Source organism: Spongiimicrobium salis, assembly GCF_043678055.1.
GTDB lineage: Bacteria > Bacteroidota > Bacteroidia > Flavobacteriales > Flavobacteriaceae > Spongiimicrobium > Spongiimicrobium salis.
Genome location: NZ_JBHEQA010000002.1, coordinates 458,002 through 471,693 on the forward strand (window position 1 = coordinate 458,002; position 13,692 = coordinate 471,693).

Annotated in this window: 10 protein-coding genes; 5 read left to right on the forward strand and 5 right to left on the reverse strand. The window is 40.2% G+C overall.

The window, feature by feature from the left end:
* Positions 1–76: 76 nt before the first annotated feature.
* On the reverse strand, positions 77–3,313 hold the full coding sequence (locus ACEXOE_RS11355; protein ID WP_394748905.1) for a WD40/YVTN/BNR-like repeat-containing protein: 3,237 nt from the start codon (positions 3,311–3,313) through the stop codon (positions 77–79).
* 441 nt (positions 3,314–3,754) lie between these two features.
* On the opposite strand from ACEXOE_RS11355, the gene ACEXOE_RS11360 reads away from it, so the two are divergent.
* The 3 genes from ACEXOE_RS11360 to ACEXOE_RS11370 are packed head-to-tail and all read left to right on the forward strand — an operon-like array spanning position 3,755 to position 5,733.
* On the forward strand, positions 3,755–4,519 hold the full coding sequence (locus tag ACEXOE_RS11360; RefSeq protein ID WP_394748906.1) for a YHYH protein: 765 nt from the start codon (positions 3,755–3,757) through the stop codon (positions 4,517–4,519).
* Positions 4,520–5,080 carry a toxin-antitoxin system YwqK family antitoxin gene (locus ACEXOE_RS11365; protein ID WP_394748907.1) on the forward strand — a complete coding sequence of 187 codons (561 nt, stop codon included), beginning with the start codon at positions 4,520–4,522 and terminating at the stop codon, positions 5,078–5,080. It abuts the gene before it with no gap.
* A gap of 5 nt (positions 5,081–5,085) precedes the next feature.
* A complete protein-coding gene (locus ACEXOE_RS11370) occupies positions 5,086–5,733 on the forward strand; it encodes an SCO family protein (protein WP_394748908.1) in 648 nt (215 codons plus the stop codon).
* 74 nt (positions 5,734–5,807) lie between these two features.
* Here ACEXOE_RS11370 and ACEXOE_RS11375 read toward each other — a convergent pair whose 3' ends face one another.
* Both ACEXOE_RS11375 and ACEXOE_RS11380 read right to left on the reverse strand, forming a co-directional pair.
* The gene (locus ACEXOE_RS11375) at positions 5,808–7,820 is read right to left on the reverse strand and encodes a serine hydrolase domain-containing protein (RefSeq protein WP_394748909.1); all 2,013 of its coding nucleotides are present in this window, start codon (positions 7,818–7,820) and stop codon (positions 5,808–5,810) included.
* Positions 7,821–7,872: 52 nt separating this feature from the next.
* Positions 7,873–8,778: a TolB-like translocation protein gene (locus tag ACEXOE_RS11380; RefSeq protein WP_394748910.1), complete on the reverse strand. Its 906-nt coding sequence runs from the start codon at positions 8,776–8,778 to the stop codon at positions 7,873–7,875.
* 257 nt (positions 8,779–9,035) lie between these two features.
* On the opposite strand from ACEXOE_RS11380, the gene ACEXOE_RS11385 reads away from it, so the two are divergent.
* Positions 9,036–10,052 carry a sensor histidine kinase gene (locus tag ACEXOE_RS11385; protein WP_394748911.1) on the forward strand — a complete coding sequence of 339 codons (1,017 nt, stop codon included), beginning with the start codon at positions 9,036–9,038 and terminating at the stop codon, positions 10,050–10,052.
* The gene (locus ACEXOE_RS11390; RefSeq protein WP_394748912.1) at positions 10,045–10,737 is read left to right on the forward strand and encodes a LytR/AlgR family response regulator transcription factor; all 693 of its coding nucleotides are present in this window, start codon (positions 10,045–10,047) and stop codon (positions 10,735–10,737) included. Before ACEXOE_RS11385 ends, ACEXOE_RS11390 begins: the two co-directional genes overlap by 8 nt.
* Positions 10,738–10,790: 53 nt before the next feature.
* Here ACEXOE_RS11390 and ACEXOE_RS11395 read toward each other — a convergent pair whose 3' ends face one another.
* Together ACEXOE_RS11395 and ACEXOE_RS11400 are read right to left on the reverse strand one after the other, a co-directional pair.
* A complete protein-coding gene (locus ACEXOE_RS11395; protein WP_394748913.1) occupies positions 10,791–11,921 on the reverse strand; it encodes an alpha/beta hydrolase in 1,131 nt (376 codons plus the stop codon).
* 11 nt (positions 11,922–11,932) lie between these two features.
* Positions 11,933–13,588 carry an alpha/beta hydrolase-fold protein gene (locus ACEXOE_RS11400; protein WP_394748914.1) on the reverse strand — a complete coding sequence of 552 codons (1,656 nt, stop codon included), beginning with the start codon at positions 13,586–13,588 and terminating at the stop codon, positions 11,933–11,935.
* Positions 13,589–13,692: the final 104 nt, after the last annotated feature.

The following is a 13,692-nucleotide window of genomic DNA, read 5'->3' on the forward strand; positions in this document are numbered from 1 at the left end:
TTAGATTCCACAAGTTTCACAAAAAAAAAGCCCGAACTTCATGTTCGGGCTTTTTAATATCCTGCTCTAGGAAGCCTTAATTTTCTATTAATCCTTGTCCTTCGATCCAAGGCGCTCCAGACTGTTTCAATTCACCTTCAAGTGCTGGAAGTGTAGTATTCATAATAGGCTGTAACTTTGCCTTCACCTTCTTGAGTTGACTTTGCACACGACCTAAGAAGGCTTTGTGCTCTTCGGTAGGTCCATAGGTGTTGCCGAAAGCCCTCCAACCTAAGGAGCTTCCATCACTTGCCGTGGGGTTTGAACGCTCCCCCACTTCTCCTTTGACTTTATCTCCTTGAAGTTCTTTTTCAATGTCCAATAAGGTGTTTTTGACCGTTGTTAATTGCGTATACAGACCGGCAGAGGGCGATGTGGCTTTATTTAAGGCTCTCAACATGGCATCTACCTTTTGTTGCGATCTTGATAAGGCAATATTGGTTGCTGTGAGATCTTGTTGAAAGGCGAAGACTGCATCTCTAAAGCTATCCATTTCCTGATACGCCTTTCGCGGTAGCGTGCCTTCAAACAAGGGTTCTACTTTGAAGGTTTCCGGGCCCTGTAAAACGGTGTCTTCACCATCCATACGTTTCACTAAGGTTACGGTGTAATTTCCCGGGGTAACCATTATCCCGCCTCCACGAAATCCACGTCTACCTCTTGGCGCTTGCAAGCGTTCCCCACTTTTACTGGGATAACTCAAATTCCAGTTCACACGGTTAAAGCCTTTTTTATTGGTTCCTTTTACGGTATTGATCACTTTTCCATCAGCATCCTTAATGACTAAAAGAATGGAAGGCCCATCTTGCCTATTTTCTTCTTCAAGAGCTTCCCAGCCTGGGAATTTGGCATCCCCCTTTTTTTCTTTTTCCTTTCTGATGTCTTTTTTAGACTTGATTTTATTTCCCATAAAATAAGTAAAATTGGCGCCGAAAGGAGGATTTTTTGCAATCCACTCCGCATCACCTTGACTACCTACTCTTGTAGATTGTCTGTACCAGGCTGCGGGTTTCACCGGGAAAAGTTTTGCCTCCGTATTTGCCATGCTTGCCGAATATTCCCGTAAAGGAGTAATGTCGTCCAAAATAAATATCCCTCTACCAAAGGATCCGGCCACTAAATCGTTTTCACGTCTCTGGATCGTAATGTCCCGAATCGGGATCGTAGGCATTCCGTCTTTTAATGCTGTCCAATTCCTACCACCGTTCAAAGTGACATATACACCAAATTCCGTAGCGGCAAACAATAAATCCCGCTTTACGTGATCTTGAACCAATCTCCAAATCAATAGTTTATTGGGCAAATCTCCGTTCAATAAAGTCCAACTTTTTCCCTTATCCGTACTCTTGATAATATATGGTTTATAGTCGCCATACTTGTGATTGTCCAAGGCGGCATATACCGTATTGGCATCAAAAAGATCCGCGCGGACATCATTTACAAAAGGCGTGGCAGGAACTCCTTTTATAGCACTCAAGGTGAATTTCCGCCAAGTGGTACCGCCATCTTCCGTTACTTGAATGAGGCCATCATCGGTGCCTGCATAGAGTAAGCCTTCTTGCTTGGGGGATTCTGCCAGGGAAGTGATGGTGTTGTAGTTTGACATTGCCCGGACATCCCATGCATTGTCCCAACTCTGACTAGTACCGTAATAAGGAAAAGTCATTCTTTCCTGATTTAAGGTAAGGTCTCCTGAAATCGGAGTCCAGGCATCACCTCTATTTTCTGATTTCCAAACGCGTTGCGAAGCAAAATATAATCTTTTCGGATTATGTGAACTTACCACAATGGGAGCGTCCCAATTAAAGCGCTCATGAGGGTCTCCTTCCCTTGCTTGGGGTTGAATAAATACGGTTTCCCTTGTTTTACCATCTATTCTCCACAGTGCACCTTGTTGAAACTCTCCATAGCTAATGTCCGGGTTTCCGGGTTCTGTTGCTGTTTGTGCTCCATCGGCCCCCAAGGTTTTCCACCAATCCGCACTTGCAATACCATCAGAGCTGATCGTTCTTGAAGGGCCCCCATGGGATCCATTATCTTGTGTACCTCCATACACATTATAAAAGGGTTTTGCGTCATCAACCGCAATTTTAAAATATTGGGTAATAGGTAGATTTCGTACATATTTCCAACTTTTTGTACCATCAAAACTTTCATATAGGCCTCCATCCGTACCGATCAATAAGTAGTTGGGGTCAGATTTCTTAAAGACCAGGGCATGGCTGTCACTATGTTGGTTGGATCGGCTCATGGGCCTAAAGGTTTTTCCGTGATCTTTAGATTCCAAAGCACTATTATTCATAAAATAAAGCGTTCCTTCGTGATGTGGGGAAGCAATGATTTCTTGATAATAATGTGGTCCGGTACCCCCTGCAACGGCATCGGATTGTTTTACCCAGGATTCCCCACCATTCGTACTCATAAATACCCCGCCTTTTGTTCTGTCCAATTCAATAGCTGCATAGATAACATCGGAATTGAAAGGCGACATTGCCAATCCTGTTTTTCCTAGATTCGATTTAGGAATACCATTCTTAAGGGGCTTCCATGTTTCTCCTCCATCTATACTTTTATGAAGTCCGGATCCAGGCCCCCCGCCTAGATAACCTGCCACTGTTCTATGTCGCTGCCATGTAGCGGCATACAATACATCGGGCTTATTGGGGTCAATGAGCATATCCGTTGCACCAACCCAGGCTGCATCTCCTAAGGTACGTTTCCACGTTTTCCCGCCATCGGTTGTTTTGTAGACCCCGCGCTCTCCTCCTTTGCTCCAAAGGGGCCCTTGGGAAGCTACCCATAGCGTATTTGGATCGGTAGGGTGCACAATAATTTTCGATAGGTGCTCCGAATTCTTTAAGCCCATGTTTTTCCAGGTCTTGCCATCGTCGTGACTTACATAAATACCATCACCAAAACCAGCATGTCTACCACCAACATTTTCTCCTGTTCCTACCCATATAGTATGGGGATTATTTGGATCAATAGTTACACAACCAATGGAGTATACTTTTTGTTTATCGAATAATGGCGTCCAGGTAGTTCCTGAATTCATGGTTTTCCATACCCCTCCAGAACCTACGGCCACATACCAAATACTTTCGTTTTCTGGGTGAATGGCAATATCAGCTATTCTACCTGAGGTCATTGCCGGGCCAATATTTCTAAATTTTAATCCCTTTAGGGGGTTCGTGGATTTTTCTTGCCCATTGAGATTGTAGGTCATACTGAGCGAAAAAAAACAGAGTAGCGCAAACTTGAAGAGTGTTTTCATTTCGAGGTTGGTTTTAATTAATCGAATTTTATTGAAAAAGAGGATAAATCTACAAAAAATGTAATCCTATTGTATGTGTCTTATAGCATTGTGTTAGAGATTAACCCTTTATTAACATTTTAGGCACTGTTGATGCTAAATGCGTTTGATCGAAATAGGAATAAAATAGTAGATCATGTTCCCAATGTGCGCTCTGGGATAGACGCAATGTGACCTACAAAAAGAACATTGTGAACGACATCTTCTTTCAAATAAATAAAGAATCAAGTAATTAATTGCTTTTTAGGAGATAAGAATGTCCAGGTAGGCCTGCCCCTATTGCTATTGTATTGTGTTTATAGGATTGTGAATACGCCTTATTTCTTTTTACCCCTCCATAAAATTTCATATTAAACCTTTTTTCCATAAAATGGTCCTAAAAGAAACCACAATTTTCAAAGTATGAAAGAACTTTCTATTCTCTTTATATTTTCTATTGTTTTTCTGGCATGTTCGCGGGAAGACAGTAGTTTTATTGATGAAGGACCTGACCAGGAAATATCAAATCCAAATACCACATACGATATTCGTTCGATATTGTCTAAATTTTCAGGTACTGGGTTATCGTATGAAGTTAACGGCAACACCGTCACCTTTATCACTCAAGATTTGCCGGATCACACTAGCCCGTATTGGGAAGCCGACCACCCCCTTTATGAACCTTATAATGGAACAAACTTAAATTGGAGACAAAATCCAGGAAATATTGGAGTACAAAATATTGTTTTCACCATAAGCCTGAACCCTCAAGAAGCTACCAACAAGACTCCTACAGGCCTAGGACCTATTGGAATTGCAAGAAATGGAGTGGTTTTTTTCAATCAATACGCGGCAGGAAATGCACCCCTTAGCAATGAAATTGACTCCTTTGATCAATGGCTTGGGCATCCCGCAAATACCACCTATCACTATCATGTTGAACCCACTTGGCTAACCAATGAATTTGGGAGTGATGCTTTTTTAGGGTTACTTGTAGACGGTTTTCCAGTATACGGCCCAATGGAAAATGGAAACCTCATTACCAATGCCGATTTAGATGAATATCATGGACATGTTCATGATACTCAAGATTTTCCCAATGGCATTTATCACTATCACATAACTTCAGAAGACCCCTACCTTAATGGCAATGGCTATTTTGGCACAGCCGGAAATATTACAAGATAAATGAAATCGCTAATACCATATATACTCCTCCTTTTTCTTTATTTCAATTGTGATTTTGAGAAGGCTTGGATCTTAACCGATCATCCAGATTTAAATTTGATCAATGGTACGCTTTTTTTAAGGAATACGTCATTTGATGGTCATTTGGTAGATTATTATGATGAGGACTCCTTAAAAAGCTTAACGGTATTTAAAAATGGAAGAAAAAATGGTGTAGAAAAACATTGGAATGCCAATGGTACTTTGGCTGTTGAACGTTATTACCGTAATGGAATAAAAGTAGGACGACACCGTGGGCGGTATCTTAATGGGCAATTACAATTTGAGTATTTCTTTAACGATGAAGGTCGTTATCATGGCTCAAATAAAGAGTGGTATGCCACAGGACAGTTAGCCAGAGACTTTAATTTCGTCAATGGTCACGAGGTTGGTTTACAACGTCTTTGGAAAATAAATGGAAATATACGGGCCAACTATGAAGTGCGAAATGGGGAGCGTTTTGGACTAATAGGATTAAAAAAATGCAATACGCTTACCGTCAACCGTCAAACTTTAGAATAATAAGCATGAAGAACATCCTTTTCATTATACTTTTTACCCTTAGCTATTCTTGTCATGAGAAAAAGAATGTAACGGAAGTAGTTGCTGTCCATAATGGGGAACTACCCTATTTCAATACTCCGGATTTCACCCCTACTTGGACTAAAGGAGACCATAAAATCCCTGAATTTTCTTTAATCAATCAAAATGGGGATACCATAACAAACCAAAATTATAAGGGTAAAATATATATCGCTAACTTTTTCTTTACGATTTGCCCAAGCATTTGTCCTCGTTTGACCGAAAGTATGTTCACTTTACAGGAAAAGTATGGAAAAGATGATGACATACAATTAATATCACATTCCGTTATGCCCTGGTATGATAATGTTGAAGTATTGGCAGAATATGCTGAAAATAACGGAATATTAGAAAAGAAATGGAATATAGTGACTGGCCCGCAAGAAGCCATTTATGAGCTTGCACGAAATGGATATTTTGCCGATGAAGACTTTGTTAAAACGTCTAAAGAATCAAACTTTATACATACGGAAAACTTTATTTTAGTGGATAAGGAAGGATATATACGAGGTGTTTACAATGGAACACTTCCTATAGATATGAAACGACTTTCCCGTCACATAAAGATTTTGAAAAATCAGTACCAAATGTAATGCAGGAATGAAGAGATGGGGTTAGCCTCAGTGGTTTATGAAAAGCCCCTCTATAGTTTTTCTGTGCTTATTCCCTACTTGGGGCGTAGGGTTTCAATTATCCGTGCATCCACCCAGTAGGGACTTCCGGTCCAATATGTACTTCCATCTTCCCTGTACTTTTCAACTCCTCTCCAAAAGAAGAGATATTTTCCGTCTGGAGTCAACCTGGCTCCCTGTTCATGCAGTTCGGTGTTTATGCTATTTCCCATAGACATTGCTTCTCCCCATGAACCATCTTGTTGTTTAAAACTAATGTAGATATCCGCACCGTATACACCTTCTCGCTCGGCATCCCATATCAAATAAGATTCATCTGGTGCAATGAGTGGATGGGCGATCCATATTCCAGTATTAATACTCGGATTCATTTTTTGTGGAGTTTCATAGGTACCATTGAGGAGGCGTGAATAACTCATATGACCACTACCATCCGTAAAGTCTAACGTATAAAAGTAAAAAGTTCCTTTGGAGGAGACCGAGAACCCTGTGATGGGAATAGCTTTAAAGGGCTCTTTTTTTAGTATTTCTGAATGTTTGGACCACTCTGGGTCGAATTGCGTTCTATAGGTATCAATATTACTGGATAGTATGGAAGGTTCGCCCCAACTTTTATCTTTATACTTTACCACAAACCCTAATTTGGTTTTATTGTATTTTTCCGGACGCCTGCTAAAATAGAATTCTTTCATATCGGGTGTAAACATATAGTAAGCCTCTACATTTGTTTCTGTGGAGACCAGTTTGGGAGCAAAAACTTTAGGAAGTAGCCCTGGTGGTTTTTGACCGAGATAGCGATTTGCTGGAATAGGGAATTTATCTTGGCGCTTATTTTTCCCATTTTTGGTTGAATTGCGCATAGGAACAAAAGCAGGTAAGATCCGTTCTGCGGTTGTCTGGAGCGTATTATTGTCAAGATCATGGGCAGTTATGACAATCATGAGATCAAGTTCTTCGATGAGCATGATATATTGGCCCCCACCACCCCGGGCAGATGTAGTGAAGTAGTTTTTATGGCCCACTTTCATGTCTGCCTGCCACCAAAAATAACCGTAGCCAACATTGGTAACATTGCCCTGGTCCGCGAAATTTTCGTCCTCGCTCTGGCGCACAATGCTATGGATGGCCTTATTCATAAAAGCTTCTGAAACCAGTTGTTCTCCCTCCCACTTACCTTTGTTCATGGCTAAAATGCCCCATTTGATCATGTCTCGGGAAGTCATACTAGTATGACTTCCGGCCCGAGCTATCCCGCTAACATCGATCCCCCATTCGTAATTTGTGATATTCATTTTACTAAGGAGTTCCTTTTTAATAAAATTCGCAGCTGTTCCCGGTACAACGGCCTCAAGAACTTGCATCACTAATCTGGGGTCGTCCTTATAGGCGAAAGTCTGAGATGCCTCGGTAATAGGGGCACAATGCTCAAGAAAGGCTTGAAGATGCCTCTGACCTTTTATTTGAGCCGGATTTTTCTCTATTTCTTCTCGTTTCTCCGAACTTAAATGGATTCCAGAACGCATCGTCAGTGCCTTATGCAATGTGATCTTTTCTACACCGGGAACCAATTTTGTGGGATCCAGTTCTTTGAGAAAGCTGATCAACGGTTTATCCAGATCTGCCATATTGAGATAGCCCAACTGTATCGCGCGACCTAGCGCCATACTCGTATAGGTCTTCGTTGCAGACGCTTGAAAGTGAGGCAAATCTACACGACCCCGTGAATAATACGATTCAAAGAGAAGCCTGCCCTTATGGGCAATAAGGAAACTGTCGAACTTATCGTCATTATGATCTGCGATTTCCTGTGCCAACTGAAGGATTATTTCTTTATTACCACCATTGACCCCTAATTCTCCCACAGGAATACCGTCTTTTCTATCCATTGGCGTGGCGTCTATAAACGCTTTCTGGAGATATGGAATATCCCAAAATGAACTGTTGGCTTCGGCAGCGGTAGCTTCTGGTATTTTAGGAGCATTTTGCTGGGCAAAACTCCCATTGATGATGAGAACTATGAAAAGCAGTATTCTTGTGTTGTATTGCATTGTTTTATTGTTTATCCATCCATGGTCTATGCTACGATAGCTTTCCCCTAATTTAATTCTTGGGCCTAAGGTTCTCAATAACCTGGGTAGATACCCAATGCCTACTCGCTACCCAATACTTGCTTCCGTCTTCTCTGGTTTTTTCATCTGCCCTCCAAAAAAATAAATACTTTCCATCGGGGGTTACCCTTGCACTGTTCTCCTCTACTACCGAATTTATTTGCGCTCCCAGATTTATTGCAGGCCCCCAGGAACCATTTTTTTGTTTAAAACTAATGTACAGATCGTTATCCCCATATCCACCTTCTCGTTCACTGTCCCACAGGATATAGGATTCGTCCGGAGCAATGAAGGGATGAGCATTCCATTTCCCCGTATTGATGACTTTGTCCAATGGCTTTGGCGCTTCCCGTTTCCCATTGACCACTTGCGAATAGCGAAGGACGCCATTTCCATCTCTGGTAAATTCGTCAAAGACATGAGTGTCCCTGGACGAGGTCGTCAGACGCATAATGGGGATGTCTTCATAGCTTTTACCCAAACTTTTGATTTCTGACCAACCGGTATCGGTTCGTTCTATATATTTATTTTCTAAGTAGAGTATGTTGCCATCCGGAGAGCAATCTGTAGCGGAGAATGCGTATTTTTTCCAGACCCTGTTTTCTTTACGAAAGACAATAACACGGGGACGAAAAGGAGCTTCTTGGAAGGAAGTGCCCAGAGAGGAAGTAAAGTAAAACTCCTCCATGTCTGGCTTATGTATCTCTCCTAACTCCCAACCTTCTTTGGAAGAGGTGTTTGGCGTAAAAACTTCGGCAGTTAAACCCGGTGGTTTTTGACCAAGATAGACTTCTTTTGCAGCTGCTGAATTAAGATGGTTTGTTTTCTGATCTTTAGTAGTACAGGCGTTTAAAAGCAAGATCAATACCAACATCAAAATAAAATACGTTTTTCTCATTGTTTACTTTTTATACAGTTTGTTATGAAATTGTTTGCGGTCTTCTGTTCAATCATCTTTTTGACTTAAAAGTCCAGCAACCTTCATTCAATGGGAGATAAAACTAGCATATATACCTTGCGCAATTCTTTAAATGGGACAAAGGTCATATTTAGATGATAAAGTCATTTCATCATTGATAAACCGCTTTTGTAAAGAAATCGGCAAAATTTGTAGCTATAGCTATTATCTTTATTCTTCATTTGATAAAAGAATTTATGATTGGAAAGTCTTGGAAGCATACTCTCTTTATAAATGTGGGAATCTTTGTGCTGGTATTCATACTTGAGTTATTGAGTGGATGGCTTGTCAGAGATCAATTTGATACCAATTATAGGTTCTATCTATGGGCGCTTGGTTTTACGATCAATATTATGGTAATCATTTGGGTCAACCATTTTATTTTTATTCCCTATCTCTTGGATAAAGGAAGGTATTTTTTATATGGAATACTTCTCCTTGGAATCATTTCTGTCGCAGCTTACCTAAAGGGATATAAGATCGACTGGTATACTGTTACTAAAATGTTTTTCTTTTTACTTTACACCACAGGAACTGGGATGGCCGCTTTTTTCTTAAGAAGGAATACCATCATCCAAAGGGAGAACAATGAGAAGGAAAAATTGCAGAAAGAGATGGAAATCAATTATTTAAAAGAGCAGGTAAATCCACATTTTTTGTTTAATTCTTTAAACAGTATTTATTCGCTTTCAAGGCAACAATCCCTTGAGACTCCAGATGTCGTAATGCAACTCTCTGAATTAATGCGGTATCAATTGGAGAGTGCTAAAAAAGATATCGTTTTACTAAAAGAGGAGCTTCAATTTATTGAGAATTACTTGTTGCTCGAAGAAAAAAGATTGAGTAAACGCTGTACCATTGAATTTCTGATCAGTGGAGATTTGTTGGACTTGAGAATTGCTCCAATGTTGCTTATTCCCTTTGTTGAAAACGCAATTAAACACGGTGCTCGAAGTACCAACGAGCAAAGTAAAATTGATATTTCTGTTGCCGTAAAAAATAACACCCTTCAATTTACCGTTGTAAATTCTAAACCTCAGACGGTTGCGGCATCTAGCAGAAAAGGTATGGGACTCGCAAATGTAGGAAGGCGTTTAAACCTATTATATCCCAATGCGCACACCTTGGAAATTGATGATCAGGAAAAGGGGTATCGCGTAAATTTAATTATCGATTTATCCGTTTCCATAGTAAAAAATAAAGCTAATGATTAAAGTTGGCATTGTAGACGATGAAATACTGGCACGTAAGCTTATAGCAGAGTATTGTGCTAAAATTGATAGCTTGGAATTGGTCTTAAGTACCGGTAATCCTATTGAATTTATCAATTTTATGCAACAAAACACCCTTGACTTGATCTTTCTGGATATTGAAATGCCAGAACTTAGCGGTATGGATATTTTACGTTCCATGATAAAACCTCCCAAAGTTATTTTAACTACGGCTTACTCCGAGTACGCTTTGGAAAGTTATAACTATGGTGTTGTGGATTATTTATTAAAACCTATAAAAATTGATCGCTTTTTGAAAGCGATCAACAAAGTTTCGGCTTCTTTGATAACCTCACCTAAAAAGAATAGCAAAAGTGAGGAACTTCAGATAAAGCATGATGGCATGCCCGTAAATATTGTTCTGACTTCCATTCTGTACATCCAAAGTTTTGGAAACTATTTGAAAATCTTTACCGATTCCAGAATGTACCTGATTTCCGAAACGCTTATCAACATCACCACCTTATTGCCTGAAAATTTTGAACGTACCCACAAATCCTACATTGTCAATTTAGATCGGGTGACCAAAGCAACCAGAACACAGCTGTACATTGAAAACAAAAAAGTACCTGTGAGTGCTATGTATAAGGTCATTGTTTTTAAGAAATTGGAAAGGCCGAAAGAATAAGACCACATTGAAATTTAATTTCATACCTAGCCTATAGCTCCAAAGTAGCACTCCTAATTTACCTTAAGCGCTGTGATAACATTGGAGGGATCTGGATCCCGTTGACTGCTAAAACCGATGACCTCACCTTTCCCATTTCTATTGAAATGAAAATCAAAATACCTTCCCAGAACAGCAAATTCTGAGGTAGAGACGGCTTGTATTTTTAGACCTTCTTTTGCTCCTTCGCGCATTAAGGTCAATTCTCCTTGCTGAAGGACAATATTTCGGATATAATTGCCATTTTTGTACGTTCCGCAATACGCCTTTAGTTGATCTTCGGGCAATCTCATGGAGGGGCGTTTATAAACAAATCGCATCCCTTGGTTCAATGCTTCGGCCTCCCCTCCCAAATGCCCCATGTTTTCTACTTTTCGGAAACCCAGTTCTAAACCTTTATAGTGGTGTTTTTGTATTTGATGCAGCATTTGAAGGGCACTTGTCATGTCGTTATGTTCACTGTTTATCAGGAGTACCTTGGCCTGTAGTTCGGTATGGTTTTTATGATAGGTTTCTTCAAGCGCATACGGATACTTATTATCCCACCAAAGCGTAGGATTGTGAATGATATAACGATGGAATAAAGTGGGTTGGGTAAACAGGACGTAATGGGTGAACAAAGCTGCGAATGAAGTCCCCATCAGGGTTCGGTTTGTTGGGTCGGACCGATATTGTTGATCGATCATGGGAATAATTTCATCCTCCAATACCTTTAAAAATAGTGATGCTTCCCCTGAAGTGGGTATCCTCTCAATTCTTGTGGGTGTTAAATCTCTTGTCCGGTGTGCCGTGGGATCTGTCTTGGCATGACCATGGGTAATTCCAACAATGATGATTTCCGGGCTAAAGCCATCATCCCATAAACCTTCATACACATGTGTAGTGGTACCAAATACGCGATAACCGTCCAAAGCGTAAAATACAGGATAGGTTTTCGTGCTATCCTGACCGTAACTGGCCGGAAGATTAATGTGCAGGGTATAGTCGCTTTGATTGATTTCGGATTGCAAATATATGGACGCACTACCCACAGTGAACAGATCTTCGGAGGACGTTGAGATCACCTGGGAATGCATCCAGAAAGGCAATAAACATAGGATAAAAGAGCAGCTATATAAAAGACGATGACTTAGGGTTGATTTCATTTTTGATTTCGTTATAAATTGGCAGGTTTTAGTTTGTGGATCACTTCGGTACTTACCCAATAGAAATCAGATAACCCACCTTCTTCGTTATATCTACTAAAAAATAAGTATTTACCATCTGGAGTGACGCTTGGACAAGTTTCAGAAAAAGAAGTATTTACGGCACTTCCAAGATTGATTGGCCTAGACCAGCTATGGTCTTTCTTTTTGAAATACACATAAATATCACTTCTCCTTTCTTTATCCTCCGGGTTTCTGGCATTTACCAGCATAAAATCTTGTGATGGCGCTATAAAACCATGAACACCAAATGGAATCTTCATTTCCCGTACTTTTGGAAATTCATTGTTCTCCTTAGGAGCAATATACATTTTCCGTTTAGACACATTGAAATAAAAGAGATCTCCGTTTTTGCCCATATTTGGATAAAACACCTTATCCTCATTGATAGGGGAATTCAATACTTTGGCCTCGCCCCAAGAATCGCCAGAACGATCGGCAGACCAAATTTTTACGTCCGTATTGTCAAAATTAAGCCCTGTGAAATATAATTTTTCGCCATTGGCGCTCACAAAAGGGTGCATTTCTTCCTCCTTTTTGCCTTGAGTCAATGCTGCTTTTTCAGGACGGGTCCATTTTCCGCCTTCCAACTTTGAAAAATAGATTGCTGCAGCTCCACCATCTTTATTCGCTGAAAAATAGACTTCGTTCAAATCAGGAGAAAAGGAAATGCCGTGTTCATACCTTCCCTTGATCGAAATAATATCGGGTGCAAATATTTCAGGAATCAATTGGGGAGTCGTTTGTCCAAGGTAAGCTCCTTCCAAAACCGGAAAATTCATTTTTTTGGCCAACCAGTGTATCCCATGTACTACCGCCTCTGGGAAAGCGGTTTGATGGGTTCCTTCTATGACTTCCCGTTTTAACGTTAAGCTTTTATCCTTTCTATTTTTCAGCAGTCCAATAAATTCTTCCGTATGCTTGCCCAATGTATCTTCCAATGATCCATAAGAAATGAAAACATGGGCATCTAAACTTTTATGGTTTTGTTCTGCATTGGCGGCCAGTTTAGAAAAATTTGGGATTTCCCCCATAAGTGAAGGGCTTCCCAGGATATAGTTTTTAAATGTATGGGGTTGGGTTAGTAGAATATAAGCCCCAAATTCGGCACTAAGGGAATAGCCAAAATACGTACGGTTACTGGGGTCTGTTCTATAATTGCTTTCAACATACGGTATCACATCCTCACGAATAAAGGTCAAATGGTTAGCGGCTTGCCCAAAGTGATATTTCGCTTGATGTTCTGCATTCTCGGATTTCCTACTAGTGTAATCTCGAAACCTACTTCCATGTGCACCTATTTTATCCAAAGTTCCCTGTGGATTTTTTTCCCAAGAAATTCCCACTAAAATGGCATCTTCCATAATGTACTCAGTAGCACCAGAAAGGGTCTCTACATGCCAAAGTGCATCGGTATAATAAATTACTGGATGTTTACTGCCTTCTTCTTCAAGGTATTTTTCCGGAAGTCTGATGTAGAGCTCATACGATCTTCCTGTTTCTGTATCTTTTATAGGGATTACCTCCGTTCTGGCAAATTCCAGCTTTCCTTGGGCAAATAAAGTGTTCAGGGATATTAGACAGCATAAAAGTAGCATCTGTTTCATTTTCATTTTTTTTGTTATTGATGAATTAAAAATTGATTTACAATAGTTTATATTGTTATTTCCCTACCACTCCAACTATTTTATGGATCTCTTTAATAGGGATA